We start from the raw sequence: 24,766 nt of genomic DNA on the forward strand, positions 1-24,766 counted from the left end.
GATCGACGGACTATCGCGGCACTTCCAGCGGAGCGCTCAGGTGCGGCGGGCCAGCGTCAGCGTGCGGTGGGCGGCTGCCACCACCGCCGCGTCGATGAAGCGGCCGTCCGGGAGGGCCTGGGCGCCGGGGTGGGTGGCGGCGGCCTTCAGCACTGACTCGGCTGTTTCGATTTCCTCCGGGGTCGGGAGGTAGGCGGCCTCGATCACCGGGAGCTGGCGGGGGTGGATGGCCGCGCGGCCCAGGAAGCCCAGGGCGCGGCCGTGGGCGCAGGACTCGGCCAGGCCGGCGAGGTCGCGTACGTCGGGGTGGACGGACTGGGCCGGTGGGGGCAGGCCCGCCGCGCGGGCGGCCAGGACGACGCGGGAGCGGGGCCAGTCGAGGCCCGCGTCGTCGCGTACGCCGAGGTCGGCCTGTAGATCGGCCTCGCCGAGTGCGATGCCGCGCAGGGCGGGGTGGGCCGTGGCGATCGGATAGGCGTGCTCGATGGCGAGGGCCGATTCCAGGAGGGCGTACAGGGGGACCCCGGCGGCGCGTTCCGTCGTACGTACGACCTGCGTGGGGGAGGTGATCTTGGGGAGGCGCAGGGCCGAGAGGCCCGGGAGTGCGGCCAGGGCGTCGAGGTCGGCGGTGGATTCCGGGCTGTCCGGGGCGTTGACGCGGACGTGGACCGGGACCGGGGGCGGCTCGCAGAGGAGGTCGGCGGTGGCGGCGCGGGCGTACTCCTTGCGGTCGGGGGCGACCGCGTCCTCCAGGTCGACGACGACCACGTCGGCGCCGCAGACCAGCGCCTTCGCCACCACCTCGGGGCGGTCGCCGGGGACGTACAGCCAGGTGAGCGGGAAGGAGCCGGGGGTCACAGGGCTCCCTCCGCTCGGAGTGTGGTGATCTCGGCCTCCGTCAGGCCGAGTTCGGTGAGGACCGTGTCCGTGTCGGCGCCGTGCGGGCGGCCCGCCCAGCGGATCCCGCCGGGGGTGTCGGTGAGGCGGAAGAGGATGTTCTGCATGCGCAGCGGGCCCAGTTCGGGGTCGTCGACGGTGGTGATCGTGTCGAGGGCCGCGTACTGCGGGTTCGCCATGACGTCGCGTACGTCCTGGATGGGAGCCACCGCCGCCTCCGCCTTCTCGAAGGCGTCGATGACCTCGGCACGGGTGTGCCGGGCGATCCACGCGCCGACCGCCTCGTCGAGGACGTCGGAGTGGCGGGCCCGGTCCGCGCCCGTGGCGAACCAGGGCTCGGTGGTCAGGTCCGGGCGGCCGACCAGGCGCATCACGCGTTCGGCGATCGACTGGGCCGAGGTCGAGACGGCGACCCAGGTGCCGTCGGCGGTGCGGTAGGTGTTGCGGGGCGCGTTGTTCTGCGAGCGGTTGCCCATACGGGGCTGGACGTGGCTCAACTGGTCGTACCAGAGCGGCTGCGGGCCGAGGACCGTGAGGATCGGCTCGATGATCGCCATGTCCACGACCTGCCCACGACCCGTGCGGTCGCGGGCCGCGAGGGCCGTCATCACCGCGTACGCCGTGGCCAGGCCCGCGATCGAGTCGGCGAGGCCGAAGGGCGGGAGGGTCGGCGGGGCGTCCGGTTCGCCGGTGATCGCGGCGAAACCGCTCATCGCCTCGGCGAGCGTGCCGAAGCCGGGGCGGTGCGCGTACGGGCCGAACTGGCCGAAGCCGGTGACCCGGGCGAGGACCAGGCGGGGGTTCGCGGCCGAGAGTTCCTCCCAGCCGAGGTCCCACTTCTCCAGCGTGCCCGGGCGGAAGTTCTCGATGATCACGTCGGTGGAGGCGGCGAGGCGGAGGAGGGTGGCGCGGCCGCCGTTGGTGGACAGGTCCAGTGTCATCGTGCGTTTGTTGCGGCCGAGGAGTTTCCACCACAGGCCGATGCCGTTCTTGGACGGGCCGTGGCCGCGGGACGGGTCCGGCTTGCGGGGGTGCTCGATCTTGATGACCTCCGCGCCGAAGTCGCCGAGCATCGTGGCGGCGAGAGGGCCGGCGAAGAGGGTCGCGAGGTCCAGGACACGGAGGCCGGTGAGGGGTGGCGGTGTGGTCATGAGGTGAGCCGCGCTTGGGTGTTCGTGCTGCCGGCTACGGCGATGCGGGTCATGGGTGGAGGGCCTCCGAGTGGGTTCGGTGGGCGGTCGGCCGGGTGGTCGGTTCGGCGGTCGGGCGGTGGGCCGTCGGCTGGGTGGTCAGTTGGGCTGTCAGGCGGGCGAGCGTGTCGAAGCCGGTTCCGTCGAAGTCGCCGATGGAGGTGGCCAGTCGGTTCTTCAGCGGCGTTGTCCAGCGGGGTGGGATCGCCTCCGGGGCGCCTGCGAGCAGGCCCGCGATCGAGCCGGCCGTCGCGCCGTTCGAGTCCGTGTCCCAGCCGCCCGACACCGTGCGGCAGATGGACGCCGAGAAGTCGCCGTCCGCGTGGGTGAGGGCGGCGGTGAGCAGGGCCGTGTTGGGGATGGCGTGGACCCAGTGGTACGTCGCGTGGGTGGCGTGCAGTTCGTCGACGATCGTTTCGAAGTCCCGGTGTTCCTGGGCCAGTTGGATCGCGTGGCGGACGGCTCGGGCGAGGCGGGAGTCGGGGGGTACGACCGTGAGGCCCGTGCGCAGGCAGGTGTGGATGTCGCTGGTGCCGGTGGCTGCCTCGGCGAGGGTGGCCGCCGTGAACATCGCCGCGTAGACGCCGTTTGCGGTGTGGGTGAGGGTGGCGTCTCGGTGGGCCTGTTCCGCGGCGGTCGCGGGGGCGTCCGGGTTGGTCCAGCCGTGGGCGTCCGCGCGGATCAGGGCGCCGATCCATTCGCGGAACGGGTTGCGGTGGGTGGCTGTGTGCGGGGGTTCGATGCCGTCCAGGAGGTTGCGGTACGCGATGCGTTCCGCTGTGAACGTGCGGCCTGCGGGGAGTTCGTCCAGCCAGAGGTCGGCTACGTCCGTGGTGGTGAAGTGTGTGCCGTGGCGTTGGAGCAACAGGAGGTTCAGGACGGGGTAGTTGAGGTCGTCGTCCTCCGGCATGCCGTCGATGTTCTCGGCGAGGGAGGTTGGTGCGGAGCGGTGGTTCCAGGGGTACTTGGCTGCGAGTCCGGGTGGGAGTCCGTGGGCTGTGAACCAGGTGGTGAGGGGCCAGTTGCCGGTGGCTCGGGCGAGGGCGCGGATACCTTTCAAGGGGAGCTTCTCCACTGGCTTGCCGAGGAGGCAGCCTGCGGCTCTGCCCAGCCAGGCGGCTTCCAGGCGGGGGTGGAGTGCGGCTGGGGTCAGGGCGGGTTCTTCATCCCCGCTGTGCTCCTTGAGCGCGCTCCGCGCGCGGGCACCCCTTCCTGAAACCGGGGGCCAGTCGGGGCACAGGGCTCTGATCTCGGTCAGGTCCGTTGGTTCCTTGTCCGCCAAGCTGCTTGGCAGGTCCGCCAGTTCGTCCAGGAGGTCCTTGGCCAGTGTTCGCAGATACGGGGGCGCGGGAGTCCGTGACGCGCCCGCTCGGAGTGGGGCCTCCGGGCCGCCCGCCCTGTGCCAGCGGGCCGCGATGGCCGAGGGCTCGCGGCCGTCCTGGCTCGCCTGGCGGAGTTCGTGGCCCAGCAGGTCCTCGGGCTGGACCCAGGTCAGGCGGAGGTGCGTCATGACAGCTCCGCGTATGCCGCCTCGTGGGCGCGTCGGCGTTGGACGTCGCGGGCGAAGATCTCGCGTGTCACCTCCGTGAGTGTCGTCGCCGGGGCGTGCAGGTCCAGGCGGCTGGACTCCGCGACCGTCTTGGACCAGTCGGACGGGATCTCCGCGCCGAGAGCACCCGCCAGAGCGCCGGACATCGTGGCGATCGAGTCGCAGTCGCGGCCGTAGTTCACCGAGCCCAGGACCGCGTGGCGGTAGTCGCCGCGGGAGATCAGCAACATGCCCAGGGCCACCGGGAGTTCCTCGATGGAGTGGATGCGGGAGGGGCGGCGGGCGCCCAGGGAGGGGGAGCGGTAGTCCGGGCCGACCGTGTCGTAGGGAGCCACCGCCTCGCGCAGGGGGCGCAGCGCCGACTCGAAGTCCGGGTAGCGGGTGGCCGTGTCGCAGACCGTCTCGATCGCCGCCCGGGTGCCGTCCTTCGCCACGGCGAGGCAGGCCTCGACGACCGAGTCCGGGGTCGCCCCCGGCGTACAGGCCGCGGCGACCGCTGCCGCGAACACGCCCGCGGCCTCGCGTCCGTACGACGACTGGTGGGCGCCTGCGATGTCGACGGCCTCGGCGTACGCGCCCGCCGGGTTGGCCGCGTTGACCAGGCCGACGGGGGCCATGTACATCGCGGCCCCGCAGTTGACGATGTTGCCGGTGCCGGCCTCGCGGGGGTCTACGTGGCCGTAGTGGAGCCGGGCCACCAGCCACTTCTCGGCGAGGAAGACCCGCTGGAGGGGGAGTGCCTCGGCTTCGAGTTCCGGGATCCAGCGTGGCGTCGTCATCAGGTCGGGGACCAGGTGCTCGGCGACGGCGTACGCGTCCAGATGGTCGCGGACGGTCGCGTACACCCGTACCAGCGCGTGGGTCATCAAGGTGTCGTCGGTGACGTGGCCGTCGCCCTTGTGGTACGGGGCGATGGGGCGGGCCGTGCGCCAGGCGTCGCCGTTCCAGGGGCCGACGATGCCGTGGACGCGGCCGCCGTGGCGTTCGGCGATCTGGTCGGGCGAGTAGCCCTCCACGGGGCCGCCGAGCGCGTCGCCGACGGCGGCTCCCACGAGGCTGCGGGTGATTCGTTCTTCCAGGGTTGCGGGTGCGATGGGCGTCATGTCCGAATCATCCCCCCGGGAGGGCCAGTTCTGTGGCTGCCAGGAGTTCGGCGAGTTCCACCAGGTCCGTGCCGGTCAGACGCGGGAGCGCGCAGCCCGAGAGGGTGCGGCAGGCGTCGCGCCAGGCGGCGGGGATCGCGGCGCCGCCGCCGAGCGCGCCGGTCAGCGCGCCTGCCAGGGCCGGGGCCGAGTCCGCGACCCGCGACAGGCACGCGGCGGCGGGCACCGCCTCGGCGATCCGGCCGCGCGCGGCGGTGGCGAGGGCCAGGGCGACCGGGACGGTCTCGGCCGCGGCGATGCCGTAGCTGTAGACGTGGTCGACGATTTGGTGTTCGAGGAGGGGGACGAGGGCGAAGGCGCTGCCCTCTTTGAGGCTGTCCTCTTTCAGGCTGTCCCCTTTCAGACAGTCCCCTTTCAGGTTGTCGCCTTTCAGGACGGCGTCGTGGGCCAGGCTCAGCGCGTGGCGGGCGTTGCGGCCGATCTCCGTGGACTCGGGGAGTTCGGCGATCGCGGCGGCCGCACAGGTGTCGACGTCCGCGCCGGCCAGCGCGAGCGCGACCGCCGCGGCCATCGCCCGGGCACCGTGCACGCCGTCGCCGTCCTGGGTGTAGCGGGCGTCGAACTCGGCCAGTTCCGCGGCGAGTTGGGGGTCCCCGGCGTGGGCCACTGCCAGCACACAGGCCCGTACGCAGGCCGCGTCGTCGAAGTAGTGGGGGTTGTCGTGGCCGGTGGCGGGTGGGCGCAGGCCGGTGGCGAGGTTGCCGAGACCGGCCCGTACGGAGATGCGGGCGCGCAGTGGGAGCACGGCCGACTCGACCTCGGGGGCGCGGTCGGCTGCCGCGGCGACTTCGCTGGCCACGGCGTTCCAGGACAGGTCGATGGCCGCGCGCATGCGGCGCCCTTGGCTCAGGTCGCCCAGCACGCCGGCGTCGGCGGCCCGCAGGACCGCCTCGGCCGCGAACGCCGCCCATTCGGCGTCGTCCGAGGGGCCGAGCCTGAGGGGTTCCGGTGGTTGGTTCAGGGCGATGGGGACGGGGAGGGTTGTCGTGGCGTTCTGTTCGGCGAAGGTGTCCAGTTCCCGGGTCAGGCGTCTTGTCCACTCGGGCATGCGGGCTGCGCGGTGGCGGGCTGCGGGCCAGCCGGCGGCGTCGCCTGCGGCCAGGCCCAGGAAGAGGCCTTCGATTCGCCGTGGGGCGTCCGTTCGGTGTGCGATGTGCGGGTCTGTTGTGGCTGGTCGCGCAGTTCCCCGCGCCCCTGAAGGGGCGCCGTTGGGGCTGAGGCGCGTCACGGGTGCACCTCGTCCTTGTCGGCAGCCAGCACGTACGCGGCGGTGTCCGTGGGTGCCCCGTCCGCCGTCCATGTGAAGGCGCCTGGGTCGGGAGCCCTCCGCTCGGCGGAGTGAACGTCGTCCTCCTCGTCCGGCGTCAGCAAGTCCGCCACGTCCAGGACGTGGTGGCCCTGCATGGAAGGCAGGCAGCTGCCTCTCGCCGGGCCGATCGCCGCCGCCCAGGCCGCCGGGATCGAGGACGCGCCCTGGGTCGCGCCCGCCAGGGCGCCGGCCACCGCCGCCGTCGTGTCCGCGTCGCGGCCCATGTTCACCGCGGCGAGGACCGCTTCCGTGAAGTCGCCGTCGGCGGCCGCGTACGCGCCGAAGGCCAGGGCCACGGCCTCCGGGGCGAGGTCCGTCCAGGGGTAGCCGCCGATGACGACGGCGGAGCGGACCGCGCGTTCGCCGCGGTGGGCGCAGGCGACGGCCCGGCGCAGGGAGCGGGCGGTCCAGGAGTCGTCGGGGATGACGGCCAGGGCCGAGGCGACCACGACGATCGTCGGGGCGCCCGCCATCGCCGCGGCGACGCCGGCCGCGACGGCCTGGCCGCCGTAGATGCCCTCGCCGTCGTGGCTCACCGAACCGTCGATCGCCACCAGGCGGGCCGCCTCCGCGGGGCGGCCCGCCGCGAAGACGCCGAAGGGGGCCGCGCGCATGGCGAGACCGTCGCTCCAGGCATGCCGGTGCTGCGCGGAGATGGGGGCGGCGAGCCCCCGGCGCAGGTTCTCCAGCGTGCCCCGCTCACTGAAGCCCGCGCCCCGGAACGGGCCCTCGTCCCGGTCGGCGATCCACTGGTGCCAGGCCGCCTCCACATGCGCGACCGTGAGCGCCGAACCGTGCCGGGCCAGCAGGAGCCCCGAGAAGATCGCGTACTCCGTGTCGTCCGTACCGGCCGGGTGCTCGGCCACGTACCCCGTGATGCGGCCCCAGCGCGCGCGGATCTCGGACGGCTTCATGTTCTCGGCGGGCGCCCCCAGCGCGTCCCCGACGGCGAGCCCCAGCAGCGCGCCGCGCGCCCGCTCGCGGAGATCGGCGGCGTCCCCGGGCGCCGGGACCGAGGGAACGCAGGCAATCGAAGCCATGACGGTGCCTCTCCATCGCGGGGTCCCAGAAGGTCGGAAGGACCCTTTGCGCATGTGTCCCCGGTGAGCGGTTCGGCGGAGCCATGCGCGCCTCAGCGTCACCCGGTCGACATTTGTGCGCAGGTCACCACGGATGAGCGAGAGAGGCAAAAGCGCAGGTAAGTACGGCCTTCCTTGCTGGCGGGCGCGAAATTCCGGGCGTAGGTTTGGCGTTGTCCAAAAGTAGAAGCTGTCCAATCAGACCCCTGGGGGATTCCGGCATGGCCATCATCGAGACCGAGGCGGCGCTGCACGAGGCGCACCGCGACAACCACACCCACCGGGATGTCAACGGGGGATGGCTGCGCCCCGCCGTCTTCGGTGCGATGGACGGTCTTGTCTCCAACCTGGCGCTGATGACGGGTGTGGCGGGCGGGTCCGTCTCCCACCAGACCGTCGTCATCACCGGACTCGCGGGCCTGGCCGCCGGAGCCTTCTCCATGGCGGCCGGCGAGTACACCTCCGTCGCCTCGCAGCGCGAACTAGTAGAGGCCGAACTCGACGTCGAGCGGCGGGAGTTGAGAAAGCACCCGAAGGATGAGGAGCGCGAGCTCGCCGAGCTGTACCAGGCCCGCGGAGTCGCCCCTGTCCTCGCCCGCGAAGTCGCCCGGCAGTTGTCCAAGGACCCGGAGCAGGCCCTCGAGATACACGCGCGGGAGGAGCTGGGCATCGACCCCGGCGACCTGCCCTCGCCGACCGTCGCCGCCGTGTCCAGCTTCGGCTCGTTCGCCCTGGGCGCCCTGCTCCCCGTACTCCCGTATCTGCTGGGCGCGACCGCCCTCTGGCCCGCTGTCCTGCTCGCACTCCTCGGACTCTTCGCGTGCGGTGCGATCGTGGCCAAGGTGACCGCGAAGTCCTGGTGGTACAGCGGTGTGCGGCAGCTCGCGCTGGGCGGGGCCGCGGCCGGTGTGACGTACGCCCTGGGCAGTCTGTTCGGTACGGCCGTAGGATGACCCAGCGCCGTCCGAGTCGAGCAGCTATGCAAGGGACTGCATAAGTAGCCGTTACTCGGCGGTTTCGATTCCTTAACCACTGGGCATGAGCCGTAAGCGCTGCGGGCAATGACGCCTGCTCCGCACTTCAAGCGGCGGGCGACGTTGCCTGCCGCGATCGGGCCGACGGTCACTGATCTGTCCGAAAAGGTCCCCTTATTTCGCCGCTACGAGCGGCACCTCCGCCGCCACCCGCGGCGTCCGCATGCTGGAACGCGGTATCCGGTTCCCGGGAACCGCTCCATCATGTAACCTGCACGAAATTTTGCACCTATCGCAGAGGGCCAACGTCGTCCCTCGGCACTTGCATATGCCACGACGACGACGGGAGAGCCGATGCGTACGCCGCGCCAGCCGTCCCAGCACTCCGCGAATGGCCAGAACTGGTCCTTCATGGATGCTCGCCCTGCCGCGCAGGGGATGTACGACCCGCGCAACGAGCACGACGCCTGCGGCGTCGGCTTCGTGGCGACCCTCACCGGTGAGGCGAGCCACGCGCTGGTCGAGCAGGCGCTGACCGTGCTCCGCAACCTGGAGCACCGCGGCGCGACCGGCTCGGAGCCCGACTCGGGCGACGGCGCGGGCATCCTGTCCCAGGTCCCCGACGCCTTCTTCCGTGAGGTGGCCGGTTTTGAGCTGCCCGAGGCGGGCTCGTACGCGGTCGGTATCGCCTTCCTTCCGGAGGACACCGCCTCCGAGGCTGTCTCACGGATCGAGACGATCGCCGCCGACGAGGGCCTGACGGTCCTCGGCTGGCGCGAGGTCCCGATCGCCCCTGAACTCCTCGGCGCCACCGCCCGCTCGACGATGCCCGTCTTCCGTCAGATCTTTGTGGCGGACGGATCAAGCCAGGGCATCGACCTCGACCGCAAGGCGTTCGTGCTGCGCAAGCGCGCCGAGCGTGAGGCCGACGTGTACTTCCCGTCGCTCTCCGCCCGGACCATCGTCTACAAGGGCATGCTGACCACCGGCCAGCTGGAGCCCTTCTTCCCGGACCTGTCCGACCGCCGCTTCGCCTCCGCGATCGCGCTCGTGCACTCCCGGTTCTCCACCAACACCTTCCCGAGCTGGCCGCTCGCCCACCCGTACCGCTTCGTCGCGCACAACGGCGAGATCAACACGGTCAAGGGCAACCGCAACTGGATGGTGGCCCGCGAGTCCCAGCTCGTCTCGGACCTCTTCGGCAACGAGGACAAGCTGGAGCGGATCTTCCCGATCTGTACGCCGGACGCCTCCGACTCCGCCTCCTTCGACGAGGTGCTCGAACTCCTGCACCTGGGCGGCCGCTCGCTCCCGCACTCCGTGCTGATGATGATCCCGGAGGCGTGGGAGAACCACGACTCCATGGACCCGGCCCGCCGTGCCTTCTACCAGTTCCACTCCACGATGATGGAGCCCTGGGACGGCCCGGCCTGTGTCACCTTCACCGACGGCACCCAGGTCGGCGCGGTCCTCGACCGCAACGGCCTGCGCCCCGGCCGCTACTGGGTCACCGACGAGGGCCTCGTCGTCCTCGGCTCCGAGGTCGGTGTCCTCGACATCGACCCCGCGAAGGTCGTCCGCAAGGGCCGGCTGCAGCCCGGCAAGATGTTCCTCGTCGACACCGCCGAGCACCGCATCATCGAGGACGACGAGATCAAGGCCGGTCTCGCCACCGAGAAGCCCTACGCGGAGTGGCTGGAAGCCGGCGAGATCGAGCTGTCCGACCTGCCCGAGCGCGAGCACATCGTGCACACGCACGCCTCGGTCACCCGCCGCCAGCAGACCTTCGGCTACACCGAGGAGGAGCTGCGCGTCATCCTCGCGCCGATGGCCAAGACTGCCGGCGAACCGCTGGGCTCCATGGGCACGGACTCGCCGATCGCGGCCCTGTCCGAGCGTCCGCGACTGCTCTTCGACTACTTCACCCAGCTGTTCGCGCAGGTCACGAACCCGCCGCTGGACGCCATCCGCGAGGAGCTCGTCACCTCGCTGCGCTCGTCCCTCGGCCCCGCGGGCAACCTCCTTGAGCCGACCGCCGCTTCGTGCCGCTCGGTCACCCTGCCCTTCCCGGTGATCGACAACGACGAGCTGGCCAAGCTCATCCACATCAACGCCGACGGCGACATGCCGGGCATGAAGGCCGCGACCCTGTCCGGTCTCTACCGGGTCAGCGGTGGTGGCGACTCCCTCGCCGCGCGCATCGAGGAGATCTGCACCGAGGCCGACGCCGCCATCGAGAACGGCGCCCGGCTGATCGTCCTCTCGGACCGGCACTCCGACGCCGAGCACGCGCCGATCCCGTCGCTGCTGCTCACCGCGGCCGTCCACCACCACCTCATCCGTACGAAGCAGCGCACCCAGGTGGGTCTGCTCGTCGAGGCGGGCGACGTCCGCGAGGTCCACCACGTGGCCCTCCTCATCGGCTTCGGCGCCGCGGCCGTCAACCCGTACCTGGCGATGGAGTCCGTCGAGGACCTCGTCCGGGCCGGAACGTTCCTCCCCGGTATCGAGCCCGAGCAGGCCATCCGCAACCTGATCTACGCGCTCGGCAAGGGCGTCCTCAAGGTCATGTCCAAGATGGGCATCTCGACCGTCGCCTCCTACCGCGGCGCCCAGGTCTTCGAGGCCGTCGGTCTCGACACGGCCTTCGTCCAGAAGTACTTCATCGGTACGGCCACCAAGATCGGCGGCGTCGGCATCGACGTCATCGCCAAGGAGGTCGCCGCCCGCCACGCGAAGGCGTACCCGGCCAGCGGCATCGCGCCCGCGCACCGCGCCCTCGACATAGGCGGCGAGTACCAGTGGCGCCGCGAGGGCGAGCCGCACCTGTTCGACCCGGAGACGGTCTTCCGCCTCCAGCACTCGACGCGCACCCGCAGCTACGACATCTTCAAGAAGTACACGGACCGGGTGAACGAGCAGTCCGAGCGCCTGATGACGCTCCGCGGCCTGTTCGGCTTCAAGTCCGGCCGCGAGCCGATCTCCATCGACGAGGTCGAGCCGGCGAGCGAGATCGTCAAGCGCTTCTCCACCGGCGCCATGTCGTACGGCTCCATCTCGAAGGAAGCCCACGAGACGCTCGCCATCGCCATGAACCAGCTGGGCGGCAAGTCCAACACGGGTGAGGGCGGCGAGGACGCGGACCGTCTGTACGACCCGGCGCGCCGGTCAAGCATCAAGCAGGTCGCCTCCGGCCGCTTCGGTGTGACGTCCGAGTACCTGGTCAACGCGGACGACATCCAGATCAAGATGGCCCAGGGCGCCAAGCCCGGCGAGGGCGGCCAGCTGCCCGGTCACAAGGTCTACCCGTGGGTGGCCAAGACCCGTCACTCGACCCCGGGTGTCGGCCTGATCTCCCCGCCGCCGCACCACGACATCTACTCGATCGAGGACCTGGCCCAGCTGATCCACGACCTGAAGAACGCGAACCCGCAGGCGCGGATTCACGTGAAGCTGGTCTCCGAGGTCGGCGTCGGCACGGTCGCCGCGGGTGTCTCCAAGGCGCACGCGGACGTCGTACTGATCTCCGGTCACGACGGTGGTACGGGCGCGTCGCCGCTGACGTCGCTCAAGCACGCCGGTGGTCCCTGGGAGCTCGGCCTCGCCGAGACCCAGCAGACCCTCCTGCTCAACGGCCTGCGCGACCGCATCGTCGTGCAGACCGACGGCCAGCTGAAGACCGGCCGTGACGTGGTCATCGCCGCGCTGCTCGGCGCCGAGGAGTTCGGTTTCGCGACCGCGCCGCTCGTCGTCTCCGGCTGCGTCATGATGCGCGTCTGCCACCTGGACACCTGCCCGGTCGGCATCGCCACGCAGAACCCGACGCTCCGCGACCGGTTCACGGGCAAGGCCGAGTACGTCGTGAACTTCTTCGAGTTCATCGCCGAGGAGGTCCGCGAGATCCTCGCCGAGCTGGGCTTCCGCACGATCGAGGAGGCCGTCGGCCACGCCGAGTCCCTCGACGTGGAGCGGGCGATCACCCACTGGAAGGCGCAGGGCCTGGACCTGTCCCCGCTCTTCTATGTGCCCGAGCTGCCCGAGGGGGCCCCGCTCCACCAAGTCGTCGAGCAGGACCACGGCCTGGAGAAGGCGCTCGACAACGAGCTGATCAAGCTCGCCGCCGACGCCCTCGCCGCGTCCAGCGCGACCGACGCCCAGCCGGTCCGCGCGCAGGTCGCGATCCGCAACATCAACCGCACGGTCGGCACCATGCTCGGCCACGAGGTGACGAAGAAGTTCGGCGGCGCGGGCCTGCCCGACGACACCATCGACATCACCTTCACCGGCTCGGCGGGCCAGTCCTTCGGTGCCTTCCTGCCGCGCGGCGTCACGCTGCGTCTGGAGGGCGACGCCAACGACTACGTCGGCAAGGGCCTCTCCGGCGGCCGGGTGATCGTCCGTCCCGACCGGGGCGCCGACCACCTCGCCGAGTTCTCGACGATCGCGGGCAACACGATCGCGTACGGCGCGACCGGTGGCGAGCTGTTCCTCCGGGGTCGTACGGGCGAGCGGTTCTGCGTCCGCAACTCCGGCGCGACCGTCGTGTCCGAGGGCGTGGGCGACCACGGCTGCGAGTACATGACCGGCGGTCACGCGGTCGTGCTCGGCGAGACGGGCCGCAACTTCGCGGCCGGTATGTCGGGCGGCATCGCGTACGTCATCGACCTGAACCGCGACAACGTCAACGTGGGCAACCTCGGCGCCGTCGAGGAACTGGACGACACCGACAAGCAGTGGCTGCACGACGTGGTGCGCCGGCACCAGGAGGAGACGGCCTCGACCGTCGCCGAGAAGCTCCTGGCCGAGTGGGACACGGCGGTGGAGCGCTTCAGCAAGATCATTCCCAGCACGTACAAGGCAGTGCTCGCCGCCAAGGACGCCGCCGAGCGAGCCGGACTCCCCGAGTCCGAGATCACCGAGAAGATGATGGAGGCGGCGACCAATGGCTGATCCCAAGGGCTTTCTGAACCACGGCCGCGAGGTCGCCAGGACCCGTCCGGTCGAGGAGCGCGTCAAGGACTGGAACGAGGTCTACGTTCCCGGCTCGCTGCTCCCCATCATCAGTAAGCAGGCCGGCCGCTGCATGGACTGCGGCATCCCGTTCTGCCACAACGGCTGTCCGCTGGGGAACCTCATCCCCGAGTGGAACGACTACGCGTACCGCGAGGACTGGTCCGCCGCGTCGGAGCGCCTGCACGCCACGAACAACTTCCCGGAGTTCACGGGCCGGCTGTGCCCGGCCCCGTGCGAGTCGGCGTGCGTCCTCGGGATCAACCAGCCCGCGGTGACCATCAAGAACGTCGAGGTCTCGATCATCGACAAGGCGTGGGACACCGGCGATGTCGCGCCGCAGATCCCCGAGCGCCTGAGCGGCAAGACGGTCGCGGTGATCGGCTCGGGCCCGGCCGGCCTGGCCGCCGCCCAGCAGCTCACGCGCGCCGGTCACACGGTCGCGGTGTACGAGCGCGCGGACCGCGTCGGCGGCCTGCTCCGCTACGGCATCCCCGAGTTCAAGATGGAGAAGCGGCACATCAACCGCCGCATCGAGCAGATGCGCGCGGAGGGCACCCGCTTCCGCACGGGCATCGAGATCGGCCGCGACCTCAAGGCGACCGACCTGCGCAAGCGGTACGACGCCGTGGTCATCGCCGCCGGCGCGACCGTCTCGCGCGACCTGCCGGTCCCCGGGCGCGAGCTGAACGGCATCCACTTCGCCATGGAGTACCTGCCGCTCGCCAACAAGGTGCAGGAGGGCGACTACGTGGCGCCCCCGCTCACCGCCGAGGGCAAGCACGTCGTCGTCATCGGCGGCGGTGACACCGGCGCGGACTGCGTGGGCACCGCCCACCGCCAGGGCGCGGCCTCCGTCACGCAGCTGGAGATCATGCCGCAGCCGGGCGAGGAGCGGAACCCCGGGCAGCCCTGGCCGACGTTCCCCATGCTCTACAAGGTCACGTCGGCGCACGAGGAGGGCGGCGAGCGGGTCTACTCCGTCTCCACCACCCACTTCGAGGGCGACGAGGACGGCAACGTGCAGTGGCTGCACCTTGTCGAGGTCGAGTTCATCGACGGCAAGCTGACGCAGAAGGCGGGCACGGAGCGCAAGATCCCGGCCCAGCTGGTGACGCTGGCCATGGGCTTCACGGGTACCGACCAGGAGAACGGCCTGGTCTCCCAGTTCGGCCTGGAGCTCGACGAGCGCGGAAACATCGCGCGTGACGCCGACTTCGCGACCAACGTCCCCGGCGTGTACGTCGCCGGTGACGCGGGCCGCGGCCAGTCCCTCATCGTGTGGGCCATCGCGGAGGGCCGCTCCGCCGCCCGCGGGGTCGACCGCTTCCTCACGGGCGCGAGCGACCTGCCGGCCCCCATCCGTCCGACTGACCGTTCCCTGATGGTCTGACGGCTGCTCAAAAACGTCCCGTACAAAGGCGTACGGAACAACCACGGCGCTCGCCTTGTCCCCGACCGGACGCTGGCGGGCGCCGCGGCGCGTCCGAGGCCGTCGAAAGAGCGGTCGGCGCCTGCCCTCTTGTCCCCGACCGGACGAATGGGCAGGCGCCGCGCATGTTCAGGAACTCGGGCTCGCCTTCAGCCCCTCGAACTTCACCGTGGCGTCCTCGGTGTAGGCCCCCACCTTGCCCTGCAGGTAAGGACGTTCGGCATCCGTGAAGGTCACCAGCGGCTTCCCGCTCACCGTGACCTTCAGCTCCGCGCCCCGCTGCTCCGCCCGCACCTCGTACCAGTCGTCCACCGAGTACTCCTCATGACCCGTCGCCAGGAAGCGCTGGCCGCCCGGATAGGCGGGGTCGCGCTTGCCGAGCTCCCAGCCGTTCGGCTTCAGGGTGATGTAGTAGAAGTGCTCCGGATCGGTGTACGCCCAGACCAGCCACGGCACCTCCCACGGGTTCGGGTGCGGGGTGCGCAGCTGCTTCACGGTCCGCATCCGGGCCTCGAAACGCACGTCCGCGTAGGAGTCTGTGCTGACGATCAGCCCGGCGTGGGTGGTGCCGGGGTCCTCGGCGGCCCTGGGGGAGAGGTAGAGGGAGTCGTCGTCGCCCGCGTTGGTGCCGTGGCCGTTGAACACCGAGAACCAGCGGCCGTGCGTGGAGCCGTCGGCCCAGGGGACCGGCGGCGACGGTGACGTGTCCTCCGAGCCGCACTGGCTCAGCGTGACCGTCATGACGACGGTCAGCGCGAGAGCCAGTGCCACGGCGGCGAGGACCCCGCCCCTGCGCCCCGGCCGAAGTCCGGGCGGAACCAGGGGGATCCGTCGCCGGGGGCGCAGGAGTAACGGGTCATGCCGTCGAGTATGGCCCGGGCGCGGACACGGTGACCGGTACAGCGGCCGCAAAGTCCTCGGCCAGTTGGGCCAGGACGCGGTCCGCGGCCTTGCCGTCGCCGAACGGATTGCGGGCGCCCGCCATCCTGCGGTACTTCGCCTGGTCGTCGAGCAGTTCCTCGGCGGCGCTCACGATGGCATCCGGGTCCGTGCCGATCAGCCGGGCCGCGCCGGCCTCGACCGCCTCCGGGCGCTCGGTGGTGGTGCGCAGGACGAGCGCGGGCTTGCTCAGGCTGGGAGCCTCCTCCTGGATGCCGCCGGAGTCGGTGAGGACGAGGTCGCACTCGGCCAGCGTCGCCGCGAAGTCCACGTAGTCGAGCGGTTCGACCAGCGAAATGCCCTCGTGGCCGTCGAGTTCGGGCAGCAGTACGTCCCGTACGGCCGGGCTCTTGTGCAGGGGCAGCACGATCTCCACGTCCCCGCGTCCGGCGAGCTTGCGCAGCGCCCGGCCCATGCCGCGCATCCGCTCGCCCTGGTTCTCCCGGCGGTGCAGGGTCACCAGGATCCGCTTGGCGGGGGTACGGAACGCGGAGGTGCCGGTGCCCTCGGCCAGCACCCACAGCAGGTTGTCGATCACCGTGTTGCCGGTGGTGAACACCTGCTCCGCGGGCACGCCCTCATCGGTCAGCTGTCGGGCCGCGCGCGGTGTCGGGGCGAAGTGCCAGCGGGCGATGCGCCCGATCAGACTGCGGTTGAGCTCCTCCGGGAACGGGTTGTCAATGACGCCGGTGCGCAGTCCGGCCTCGACATGGGCGACCGGGATCTTCTCGTAGAAGGCGGCCAGGGCGCCGACCAGTGCGGTCGTGGTGTCCCCCTGCACCACGACCAGGTCGGGCCGCTCGGCCCGCATGACCTCGCCGAGTTCCCTGACCAGACGGGCGGTCAGCTCGGACAGTTGCTGGCGGCTGCGCATCACGTCGAGCGCGATCCGGACGTCGATGCCCAGCAGGCCGAGCATCTGATGGAGCATCTCGCGGTGCTGGCCCGTGGTGACGACGATCGGCTCGAACTGCGCGCCGGTGGCCATCGCCCGCGCCACCGGGGCCAGTTTGATCGCTTCGGGCCGCGTACCGAGCACGAGCATCGCGCGTACGGGCACGACTGACGGCTGTGTGGACATGGAGCCCCCCTTGGGCGTGCGCGATCGCAGGACCGCGCCAGGGTGAAAGAGGCAGATGAGAGAGATGAGAGAGAAGAGCGAACAAGAACCGGCGCGCCCCGGAAGGTCGTCAGGTGCGCGCCGTCTTCAGCCAGGTCCGCTTGCCGGTGAGCATGCGCCACAGTCCCCACCAGCCGGCGGCGAACCAGATGTAGCCGTAGAAGACGAAGACGTGGGCGAGCAACACCGAGCGCACCAGTCCGAGGTCCCGCTCACGCTTGGCGTAGACGAAGCCGTACGCGTAGGCGGCGGTGAACGAGAGCAGATACGGGCCGAGCAGCCACATGGGCGAGATGAGCGGGTGTCCCTCCTGGACCGAGGCCACGGTGGTGGCACCGACGGCGACGAGGAAGGACAGCGGCAGCAGCGAGGTGAACAGGATCAGCACCGGGCTGGACAGGTGGTAGAGGAGGTCCAGTGCCGCCCGGGTCGGCACGTCCCGCAGGATGAGCGGGACGAGGCCGGCCGACTGCAGATGGCCCTGGAACCACCGGGATCGCTGGCGGACCAGGCGCCGCAGGCTGAGCACGGCCTGCTGGGAGACGGCGGCGGCGGTGCAGTGCTGGTTGGTCCAGCCCTTGGCGATCAGCCGCACCCCGAGGTCGAGGTCCTCGGTGAGGCTGTCGCTCCACGGGCCGTCCCCGCCCAGGGTGTTGAGGGCGGACAGCCGCATGAACTGTCCGTTGCCGCCCATGCCCACGCTGCCGATGAAACGGCGGGCGCTCTGGAAGACATCGCCGTAGACGACGAACTCCATGTCCTGCATACGGGCGAGCAGTCCCTTGTGCCGGTTGTACATCCGGACGCAGACCTGAACCGCGCCCGTGTGAGGGTCGTCGAAATAGGGGTCGACCGACTGCACGACGTGCGGGTCGAGCCGTCCGTCCGCGTCGACCACGCAGAGGACCACGTCGTCGGGGTCACGGCCGGCGAGCAGACCGGACTCCCTCAGGTGCCGCACCCCGTCGTTGAGCGCGGCTCCCTTGCCCCGGCGGGCGTTGGGCAGGGTGCGCCGGTGCAGCCGGACCCGGTCCGGGTCGGCGGCCAGCGCGATCTCGGAGGTCCGGTCGTCCGACCCGTCGTCGATGACCAGCGCCATGAAATTCCCGGCGGGCAGCGAGGTGATGCGCGCCAGGCTTTCGGACAGCACTTGTTCTTCGTTGAGACATGCCAGCAGGAATACGTAGAATCGCTCTCTCCGCTTTACCCGGGAGCGCCGAATTCTGCGTCGGGACAGGAGGAACAGCCCCGAGTTGTAGCAGCCGGCCATCACGATAAGGGTGACGCTCGACCACAGGAGCAGCTCAACGATCATGGCCGCTCCCGGCGTCGACCTGCGTCTTCTGTGCCTGTCTGCGTAAACGCACGCGGGCCAGGAGTATGAGACAGGCCGTCAGGCAGTAGAGCAGGAACCCGGCTCCGGCCGTTGCCTGGAGGGCTCTGGCCATGGGTAAGCCCGGTATCGCTTCCGGCGCGGCCATCACCCCTGCCAAGGGCAGGACTGCCCCCAGGGCGGGTCTTCCGTACATTGTCCCCCCACATTTTTCACCGCGCGTCCCCATCGCGCGAAAGTGAACGCAGCAGAAGCCCGGGCCGATCCAGAAGGGGAATCGGAAAGTGGCGCTTTCGATCACCTGGCGGGATCTGACGGTGTACCGGGAATTCACTCGTCGTCCCATTGGCACTCTTCTTGATCGCGAAGAAGAATCAGTGGCTTCTTGCTGGAAAAACCTTTGCCATTCATTGGCAAAGTGGGGGGTGTGATGGTGAGACCAGTGAACCGTCCATACAGAAGCAGAAGAGGAATCTCAAGGCTCTCTTTACTGCTCCTACTGGTGGCGGCCCTGCTGAGCGGCACTTTCCTCGCCGCGGGCGCACAGGCCGCCGGGGGAAAGCGGAATCCCGGTGAAGCAAGCGGCACGAGTTCCGCACTGAACCGCGTCGACCTCAAAGGCTGGGCCAAGGCCCAGATCAAGGCCGACAAGGCGCGCCACGCCAAGGCGCGCAAGAAGCCCGCGACGACCACCGCCCTGACGAGCGCGTCCTCGGCCGCCTCGTCGTCGACGGCCTCGGCCGTGAGCCGCCAGGCGGCCCGACTGGCCCCGGACGACGTCTCCGTCCAGGCCGACCCGACCACCCTCGTGCTCTACGACACGGCGGGCCCCTACGGGCACCTGGGCGAGCTGTACGCGATGGCCACGGCCAACCTTGCCGGCCACTTCGGCACCGTGACGGCCAAGCCGGTGTCGCAGTACACCGCGGGGATGCTCGACTCGTACACGGCCGTGATCTACATCGGCTCGACCTACTACTGCTGCGACACCCCGGACGCGATCCCGGCCGCCTTCTACCAGGACGCGCTGACCACCACCAAGCCCGTGACCTGGATGGGCGCCAACATCTGGAACATGGCGAACGCAGTGGGCGTGCCCCAGTTCACCCAGAAGTACGGCTGGGACCCGACGACCTCGTACTACGAGGACGGCGGCTCTGTCGGCACCATGACGCAGGTGACGTACAAGGGCCAGACCCTCACCCGGAAGATCCCGGCCGGACAGGACAGCGGCGTGCTGCGCCCCAACGTCCTGACGGGGCCCGGATATCCGGCGGTCACCCGGCTCGCGGAGGGCCTGGACAGCTCGAACGATCACACCTTCGGCTGGGCGGTCCGCTCCTCCAACCTCACCTACCTCGGTGAGATCCCCTTCGCCTACGTCTCCGAGAGCGACCGCGTCATCGTCTTCGAGGACCTGCTCTTCGACGCCCTCGCCCCGGACACAGCCGAACGGCACCGGGCGATCGTGCGCCTGGAGGACATCAGCCCCAACTCGGACCCGGACGAACTGCGGGACATCGCCGACTACCTCTACTCGCAGCAGATCCCCTACGGCATCAACGTCCTCCCCGTCTACACGGACCCCAACGGCACCTACAACAACGGTGTCCCCGAAACGGTCAAGCTCTCCCAGCGGCCGCAGCTGGTCAGCGCGCTGAACTACATGCTCGCCCGGGGCGCGGTCCTGATGAACCACGGATACACGCACCAGTACGGCAACGCGGCCAACCCGTACAACGGTGTGAGCGGTGACGACTTCGAGTTCTACCGCGCGCACGTGGACGCGGCGAACAGCGTGATCTACGACGGTCCGGTCGCCGAGGACTCCACCGCGTGGGCCCAGGGCCGGGTCGACAGCGCGCTGGCCGAGTTCGCGGCCGCGGGCCTGCCGAGGCCGACGCTGTGGACGACACCGCACTATGCGGCGTCGGCCGCCGACTACCAGGTGTTCAGTTCGAACTTCTCGGCCCGCCTGGAGCGGTCGTTGTATTTCGCCGGAACGCTGAGTGGCGTGTCGTCGGATCCGAACCGCTTCATCGGCCAGTTCTTCCCGTATGTGGTGCGTGATGTGTACGGGACCAAAGTGATTCCCGAAAACATCGGGAATTACGAGCCGGACGAATTCAACAACCATCCGCCGCGGCTGCCGGCCGATCTGATCGCCTCGGCCAAGGCCAATCTCGCGGTCCGGGACGGGTTCGCCAGCTTCTTCTACCACCCGTACTTCCCGGTACAGCCGCTGCGGGAGACGATCGAGGGCATCAAGGCACTCGGCTACACCTTCGTCGACCCGGCAACCCTGTGAGCGCAGCACCAGGCATGGGTGTGAGCACGGCACAAGACATGAGGAGGAAGGCATGAGGGGGAGGACCGTCGCCGCCGTGGCGGCGGTCCTCCTCGCCGTCGGCGCCTGCTCGGCCGACGGCGCGGCGCCGGGCCCCGACGGCGGCACCCGCCCGCCGCGTCCCGGCCCCGGGGAGGGCGGCTCCGTGATGCGGGGCGTCACCCTGCCCTCCTGGTACCGGACCGACTACGACAGCCCCGCCGCCGCCCGGTATCTGCGGGACATCAGGGCGACCGGGGCGGGCTGGGTCACCTTCACACCGACCTGGTACCAGAAGCGGCGCGGCGACTCCGTCATGCGGCCCACCGAAGAGACGGCGAGCGACGCCGGACTCGAGCGGATCGTGCGCCGCGCGCACGCCGCCGGCCTCAAGGTGATGATCAAACCGCATGTGGACCTGCCCGGCGACGGCGACCGCGCCGAGATCCGCCCCCGCGACCGGGCCGCCTGGTTCGCCGCCTACCGCAGCTTCATCACCCACTACGCGGACCTCGCGGCGGACACGGACGCCGAGCAGTTCGCCGTGGGCACCGAACTCGCCGGAGTCTCCGGCGACGGCAAGGCCTGGACACGGGTCGTCGACGCAGTCCGCGACCACTACGACGGCCCCCTGACCTACGCCGCCAACTACGACGAGTACGAGAAGATCCCCTTCTGGAAGGAACTCGACCTCATCGGCATCGACACCTACTGGCCCCTGTCCGACCGAGCGACCGAGGACGCCGGACAGCTGCGCCGCGCCTGGGAGCCGATCAGCGGGAAGCTCGCCGCCTTCGCCCGACGGCACGACCGGCGGATCCTGTTCACCGAGGCCGGGTACGTCAGCCAGCGCGGCACGACCACGGCGCCGTACTCCTGGGACATCAGCAGCCGCGCCGGGAACGCCGAACAGGCCGCCGCCTACCGGGCGTTGCTGGACACCTTCACCGGCAGGCAATGGTGGGCCGGGGTGTCCTGGTGGATGTGGGACGACTGGCCGGACAGCGGGGAGACACCGAAGCGGCTGGCGTACACCCCGCGCGGCAAACCCGCCGAGCAGGTGCTGCGCGACAGCTGGTCCGACTGACCGCCGGTCCTTCCAACTGACCTCCGGTCCTATGGCACCCGGTACGTCGTCCCGTACACCTGCCACTCCAACGGCGTCCTGAGCTCCAGGTTCCCGTCGTCCAGGAACCGCCGCTGAGCCGTGTCCACACGGGTCGTGTCGCGCTTCTCGCCCCGCATGGTGGTGCGCCGGGTGTCCAGGAAGATGTCGAGGTAGGCCTTCTCGGAGCCGCCCTCCGCGGGGGTGTCCGCCTCGGCCAGGGCGCGCTCGCGGATGCCGTAGAAGCCGGGGTCGGTGCCGGGGCCGTGCATGACCATGGCGTCGTAGTAGATGAACTGGCCCAGGGTGCCCAGACCGTCGCGCTTGGCCAGGCGGACCGCCGGATTGAAGTAGACGCGGTCCCGTTCGGAGTCCTGGGCCCGGCGGAAGGCCGGTTTCCGCGACTTCGCCTGCCAGGCCGCGGTGAAGCCGGGGTCCAGGCCCTCGTGGGAGTCGGAGCCGTCGACCGCGCGGAGGGCGGGGAGATACGGGGCCAGGGCGTTGTCCGGGTGGGACTCGGTGTAGCGCTCCACCAGGACGAGCAGATCGTGCGTGCCGGTCGTGAAGCCAATGATGCCCGCGGTGTAGCCGCGGCCGTCGCCGATGTCCTCGATGTAGTCGTACTGGGCGCGCCAGTCGAGGCTGGAGTTCTCGGCGCTGGACACGATCTGCTGGGCGAGCTCCTTCTTCTCCGGAGAGTCCAGACCGGCGGCCGACCGGGACGAGGACGCCGACGGGGCCGGTGTCCGGGCGTCGGAGCCCGCGCCGTCGGTGTTCTGGTCGGGCACGAGGAAGTACGCCGTCACCGCGACGAGAGGGACGGCGACGAACAGCAGACGGCCAGCGCGTTTCATGCGGCAAAGAGTACGATCGGACCGGAGTGCCGTCCCGCATCGGGTGGAGTTTCTGTGAGCGTCGGGGGAGGACCTGTGAGCGCGGAGGAACTGGCGCTGCTGCGAGCGGAGTTGGGCGCTCCACTGCCGGAGAGCTTCGGAACGCTGGACGACGCGCAGGTCCGCCTGCTCGCGCAGGCACTGCGGCGGGCCCGGGAGCGCCGGGCGTCCGGGCTGAACGAGGCCGTCGAGGACGCCCTCACCCTCGTACCGGCCCTGACCAGGGAACCTGTCCGCCGGATGCTTTTTCGCTGAGCGCTCCGCGGAGCGCTCAGCCAAAGGACGGTGATGAACCTGCGGGCCGGTGGGGGCTGGTCGCTCCCCCACTCTCGGCTTCGCTCGAGCGGGGGGACCCCCATCGCGACGGAGCCGCAAATGTCACGGCCCCGCGCCCCTTACGGGACGCGTGGTACCGAACCGGATTCGCCAAGGCCGCTGAGGGGACCTTCTCGCATGGACACGTTGCGCAGCAGGGCCGAGACCCTGAAGCTCGCCCGTCTGCTGGATGTCGAGCCGCGGCAGCTGGCGTTCCTCGAAGAGCTGCCCGTCGAGGAGGTGCGCGTCTTCCGCGAACGGTCCGTCGCCGCGCTGTTCGACGACGCCCCCGAGATCCTCGACCGCATCGCCGCCATGACGAAAGTGCTGCCCGCAGGCGTCGCCGCGGGCATCGCCCAGAAGGCGCTCGGGCCGCGCCTGGCCGCCGCCCTCGCCGGGCGCCTCGAACCGGCCCGCGCCGCCGACATCATCGACAGACTGCCCGCCGAGTTCACGGCCCGCTGCTGCCATCACCTCGACCCGCGCCGGATCGCCGGGATCATGGGCAGACTGGACGACGACATCGTCGTACGCGTCGCACTCGTCCTCGCCGACCGCGGCGACCATCTCACGATGGGCCGCTTCGTCGGCCATATCCGCGACTCGGCGCTGGTCCGCATCCTGCCGAAGCTCGACGACGCGACCCTGCTGCACACCGGCTTCGTCATCGACCACCCCGAACGGCTCGGCCACATCGTGGAGTTGATGGGCGAGGAGCGGGTGTCGTCGGTCATCGCGTCCGCCGCCGACGAGGGGCTGTGGCCGGAGGCCATGGCCGTCGCGGCCATGGCGGCCGACCGGCAGCGGGCCCGGATCGCCTCCCTCACCGCCGCCCAGCCCGAGCCCCGGCTCGACTCCCTCATCCGCACCACCGCCGAGCAGGACCTGTGGGAGTCGCTGCTGCCGATCGTGGCGCTGCTCAGCGAGGACGAACTGCGGGCCGTCGCCGCGCTGCCCGCACTGCGGGATCCCGCGGTGCTCGACGGGCTCGTACGGGGTGTGGTGGCGACCGGGCTGTGGGCGGAGTTCCTGCCCATGGTGGGCGTGCTGCCGCCGACCGCCCGGCGGATCGTGGCGACGGCCGCCGGCGCGCTCTCCGGCCCCGAACTCGACGCGCTGGCCCGCGGCGTCGACAAGGAGGACCTCTGGGAACTGGTCCTCCCACTCATCGAGTTGATGGACGACACGGCAAAGCAGCGTCTCCTCGAACTGCCCGTGTTCCAGGAGCGGGCGGCCGGTTAGGGCCTGTCCGGCGGATCAGGCCCTAAGCTCACTCGGTCGGATCATGGGCGAAAGGAGCCCGCATGGCCGGGATCAGCCTGACCAAGGTGGAGGAGACCGCGCCCGCGCTGGTCAGCCTCTACAAGAGCGCGGGGGTCTCCCTCACCAAGCACGGGCTGAGCGGGCAGCGGGCCGCGATCTACCTCGTCGTCGACTACTCGGGCTCCATGAAGCCGTACTACGCCGACGGCAGTGTGCAGACGCTCGCCGACCGGGTGCTCGGTCTGAGCGCGCACTTGGACGACGACGGGATCGTCCCCGTTGTCTTCTTCTCCACGGACATCGACGCCGTCACCGACATCGCGCTCGACAACCACCAGGGGCGTATCGGGGAGATCGTCGCCGGGCTCGGACACATGGGCAAGACCAGCTACCACCTGGCCATGGACGCCGTCATCGACCACTACCTCGACAGCGGCTCCAAGGACCCGGCCCTCGTCGTCTTCCAGACCGACGGCGGCCCGATCAACAAACTCGCCGCCGAACGGTACCTGTGCAAGGCCGCCAAACTGCCCCTGTTCTGGCAGTTCATCGGCTTCGGCGACACGTCGAGCAAGCAGTTCGACTTCCTGCGCAAGCTGGACGAGCTGGCGGTACCGGGAAAGCGGGTCGTCGACAACGCCGGGTTCTTCCACGCGGGCTCCGACCCGAGACGGGTCTCGGACGCCGAGCTGTACGACCGCCTGCTGGGCGAGTTCCCGCAGTGGCTGATGGCGGCGCGGGCCAAGGGGATCGTTCAGTGACGGTACGACTGTTGTATGTGCGGGTGGGTGGGGGCTGAGCGCGCAGTTCCCCGCGCCCCTTCAGGGCACGCCTGCCTGTGGGCGCCTTTAGGGGCGCGGGGAACTGCG

The 24,766-nt window shown here is 70.5% G+C and carries 18 protein-coding genes; 8 read left to right on the forward strand and 10 right to left on the reverse strand.

Annotated elements, in window-relative coordinates:
- Positions 1-36: 36 nt before the first annotated feature.
- Genes GAS53_RS21300 through GAS53_RS21325 form a run of 6 tightly spaced genes read right to left on the reverse strand, consistent with a single transcriptional unit; the run spans position 37 to position 7,148 of the window.
- The gene (locus GAS53_RS21300) at positions 37-858 is read right to left on the reverse strand and encodes an HpcH/HpaI aldolase/citrate lyase family protein (protein ID WP_151479242.1); all 822 of its coding nucleotides are present in this window, start codon (positions 856-858) and stop codon (positions 37-39) included.
- The gene (locus GAS53_RS21305; RefSeq protein ID WP_151479243.1) at positions 855-2,048 is read right to left on the reverse strand and encodes a CaiB/BaiF CoA transferase family protein; all 1,194 of its coding nucleotides are present in this window, start codon (positions 2,046-2,048) and stop codon (positions 855-857) included. The genes GAS53_RS21300 and GAS53_RS21305 overlap by 4 nt, the downstream gene beginning before the upstream one ends.
- 49 nt (positions 2,049-2,097) lie before the next feature.
- Positions 2,098-3,597, reverse strand: coding sequence for an ADP-ribosylglycohydrolase family protein (locus GAS53_RS21310; protein WP_151479244.1), 1,500 nt, complete (start codon positions 3,595-3,597; stop codon positions 2,098-2,100).
- Positions 3,594-4,739: an ADP-ribosylglycohydrolase family protein gene (locus GAS53_RS21315; RefSeq protein ID WP_151479245.1), complete on the reverse strand. Its 1,146-nt coding sequence runs from the start codon at positions 4,737-4,739 to the stop codon at positions 3,594-3,596. The genes GAS53_RS21310 and GAS53_RS21315 overlap by 4 nt, the downstream gene beginning before the upstream one ends.
- Before the next feature lie 7 nt (positions 4,740-4,746).
- Positions 4,747-6,099 carry an ADP-ribosylglycohydrolase family protein gene (locus GAS53_RS21320; protein ID WP_225859016.1) on the reverse strand — a complete coding sequence of 451 codons (1,353 nt, stop codon included), beginning with the start codon at positions 6,097-6,099 and terminating at the stop codon, positions 4,747-4,749.
- Positions 6,024-7,148, reverse strand: a complete 1,125-nt coding sequence (locus GAS53_RS21325) for an ADP-ribosylglycohydrolase family protein (protein WP_225859017.1) — start codon at positions 7,146-7,148, stop codon at positions 6,024-6,026. Before GAS53_RS21325 ends, GAS53_RS21320 begins: the two co-directional genes overlap by 76 nt.
- Before the next feature lie 260 nt (positions 7,149-7,408).
- On the opposite strand from GAS53_RS21325, the gene GAS53_RS21330 reads away from it, so the two are divergent.
- The 3 genes from GAS53_RS21330 (at position 7,409) to GAS53_RS21340 (ending at position 14,564) form a co-directional block, all read left to right on the forward strand.
- Positions 7,409-8,140, forward strand: coding sequence for a VIT1/CCC1 transporter family protein (locus tag GAS53_RS21330; protein WP_151479246.1), 732 nt, complete (start codon positions 7,409-7,411; stop codon positions 8,138-8,140).
- A gap of 375 nt (positions 8,141-8,515) precedes the next feature.
- Positions 8,516-13,111 carry a glutamate synthase large subunit gene (gene gltB / locus GAS53_RS21335; RefSeq protein WP_151479247.1) on the forward strand — a complete coding sequence of 1,532 codons (4,596 nt, stop codon included), beginning with the start codon at positions 8,516-8,518 and terminating at the stop codon, positions 13,109-13,111.
- Positions 13,104-14,564, forward strand: coding sequence for a glutamate synthase subunit beta (locus GAS53_RS21340; protein ID WP_151479248.1), 1,461 nt, complete (start codon positions 13,104-13,106; stop codon positions 14,562-14,564). The genes gltB and GAS53_RS21340 overlap by 8 nt, the downstream gene beginning before the upstream one ends.
- A 168-nt stretch (positions 14,565-14,732) precedes the next feature.
- On the opposite strand, the gene GAS53_RS21345 is transcribed toward GAS53_RS21340, so the two are convergent.
- From GAS53_RS21345 to GAS53_RS21355, 3 genes are all read right to left on the reverse strand, one after another.
- Complete coding sequence (locus tag GAS53_RS21345; protein WP_225859018.1) at positions 14,733-15,374, reverse strand: LamG domain-containing protein; 642 nt, start codon at positions 15,372-15,374, stop codon at positions 14,733-14,735.
- A gap of 85 nt (positions 15,375-15,459) precedes the next feature.
- Complete coding sequence (gene wecB, locus GAS53_RS21350) at positions 15,460-16,623, reverse strand: non-hydrolyzing UDP-N-acetylglucosamine 2-epimerase (protein ID WP_151479249.1); 1,164 nt, start codon at positions 16,621-16,623, stop codon at positions 15,460-15,462.
- A gap of 109 nt (positions 16,624-16,732) precedes the next feature.
- On the reverse strand, positions 16,733-17,977 hold the full coding sequence (locus GAS53_RS21355) for a glycosyltransferase (protein WP_151479250.1): 1,245 nt from the start codon (positions 17,975-17,977) through the stop codon (positions 16,733-16,735).
- A gap of 520 nt (positions 17,978-18,497) precedes the next feature.
- Here GAS53_RS21355 and GAS53_RS21360 point away from each other — a divergent pair.
- Both GAS53_RS21360 and GAS53_RS21365 read left to right on the forward strand, forming a co-directional pair.
- The gene (locus tag GAS53_RS21360; RefSeq protein WP_225859019.1) at positions 18,498-20,303 is read left to right on the forward strand and encodes a DUF2334 domain-containing protein; all 1,806 of its coding nucleotides are present in this window, start codon (positions 18,498-18,500) and stop codon (positions 20,301-20,303) included.
- 52 nt (positions 20,304-20,355) lie between these two features.
- Entirely contained in the window at positions 20,356-21,408 is a 1,053-nt protein-coding gene (locus tag GAS53_RS21365) for a glycoside hydrolase family 113 (protein WP_225859020.1), read from the forward strand.
- Between the two features lie 29 nt (positions 21,409-21,437).
- Here the strand turns inward: GAS53_RS21365 and GAS53_RS21370 are convergent, their stop codons facing one another.
- Entirely contained in the window at positions 21,438-22,280 is an 843-nt protein-coding gene (locus tag GAS53_RS21370) for a chitosanase (RefSeq protein ID WP_151479252.1), read from the reverse strand.
- Between the two features lie 75 nt (positions 22,281-22,355).
- Between GAS53_RS21370 and GAS53_RS21375 the strand changes: the two genes are divergently transcribed.
- The 3 genes from GAS53_RS21375 (at position 22,356) to GAS53_RS21385 (ending at position 24,658) form a co-directional block, all read left to right on the forward strand.
- A complete protein-coding gene (locus GAS53_RS21375) occupies positions 22,356-22,574 on the forward strand; it encodes a hypothetical protein (protein WP_151479253.1) in 219 nt (72 codons plus the stop codon).
- 198 nt (positions 22,575-22,772) lie between these two features.
- Positions 22,773-23,876 carry a hypothetical protein gene (locus tag GAS53_RS21380; protein ID WP_151479254.1) on the forward strand — a complete coding sequence of 368 codons (1,104 nt, stop codon included), beginning with the start codon at positions 22,773-22,775 and terminating at the stop codon, positions 23,874-23,876.
- A gap of 62 nt (positions 23,877-23,938) precedes the next feature.
- Positions 23,939-24,658 (forward strand): vWA domain-containing protein, encoded by a 720-nt coding sequence (locus GAS53_RS21385; RefSeq protein WP_151479255.1) that lies wholly within the window; start codon positions 23,939-23,941, stop codon positions 24,656-24,658.
- Positions 24,659-24,766 lie beyond the last annotated feature (108 nt).

The organism is Streptomyces albicerus, assembly GCF_008905045.1.
Lineage (GTDB): Bacteria > Actinomycetota > Actinomycetes > Streptomycetales > Streptomycetaceae > Streptomyces > Streptomyces albicerus.

What these genes read in the sequence shown, in the direction of transcription:
- wecB (WP_151479249.1), bottom strand. Translation starts at nt 16,623, where the DNA reads ATGTCCACACAGCCGTCAGTCGTGCCCGTACGCGCGATGCTCGTGCTC.
- GAS53_RS21385 (WP_151479255.1), top strand. Translation starts at nt 23,939, where the DNA reads ATGGCCGGGATCAGCCTGACCAAGGTGGAGGAGACCGCGCCCGCGCTG.
- GAS53_RS21320 (WP_225859016.1), bottom strand. Translation starts at nt 6,099, where the DNA reads ATGGACGGCGGACGGGGCACCCACGGACACCGCCGCGTACGTGCTGGC.
- GAS53_RS21365 (WP_225859020.1), top strand. Translation starts at nt 20,356, where the DNA reads ATGAGGGGGAGGACCGTCGCCGCCGTGGCGGCGGTCCTCCTCGCCGTC.
- GAS53_RS21325 (WP_225859017.1), bottom strand. Translation starts at nt 7,148, where the DNA reads ATGGCTTCGATTGCCTGCGTTCCCTCGGTCCCGGCGCCCGGGGACGCC.
- GAS53_RS21355 (WP_151479250.1), bottom strand. Translation starts at nt 17,977, where the DNA reads ATGATCGTTGAGCTGCTCCTGTGGTCGAGCGTCACCCTTATCGTGATG.
- GAS53_RS21330 (WP_151479246.1), top strand. Translation starts at nt 7,409, where the DNA reads ATGGCCATCATCGAGACCGAGGCGGCGCTGCACGAGGCGCACCGCGAC.
- GAS53_RS21305 (WP_151479243.1), bottom strand. Translation starts at nt 2,048, where the DNA reads ATGACCACACCGCCACCCCTCACCGGCCTCCGTGTCCTGGACCTCGCG.
- GAS53_RS21310 (WP_151479244.1), bottom strand. Translation starts at nt 3,597, where the DNA reads ATGACGCACCTCCGCCTGACCTGGGTCCAGCCCGAGGACCTGCTGGGC.
- GAS53_RS21340 (WP_151479248.1), top strand. Translation starts at nt 13,104, where the DNA reads ATGGCTGATCCCAAGGGCTTTCTGAACCACGGCCGCGAGGTCGCCAGG.
- GAS53_RS21370 (WP_151479252.1), bottom strand. Translation starts at nt 22,280, where the DNA reads ATGAAACGCGCTGGCCGTCTGCTGTTCGTCGCCGTCCCTCTCGTCGCG.
- GAS53_RS21380 (WP_151479254.1), top strand. Translation starts at nt 22,773, where the DNA reads ATGGACACGTTGCGCAGCAGGGCCGAGACCCTGAAGCTCGCCCGTCTG.
- GAS53_RS21315 (WP_151479245.1), bottom strand. Translation starts at nt 4,739, where the DNA reads ATGACGCCCATCGCACCCGCAACCCTGGAAGAACGAATCACCCGCAGC.
- gltB (WP_151479247.1), top strand. Translation starts at nt 8,516, where the DNA reads ATGCGTACGCCGCGCCAGCCGTCCCAGCACTCCGCGAATGGCCAGAAC.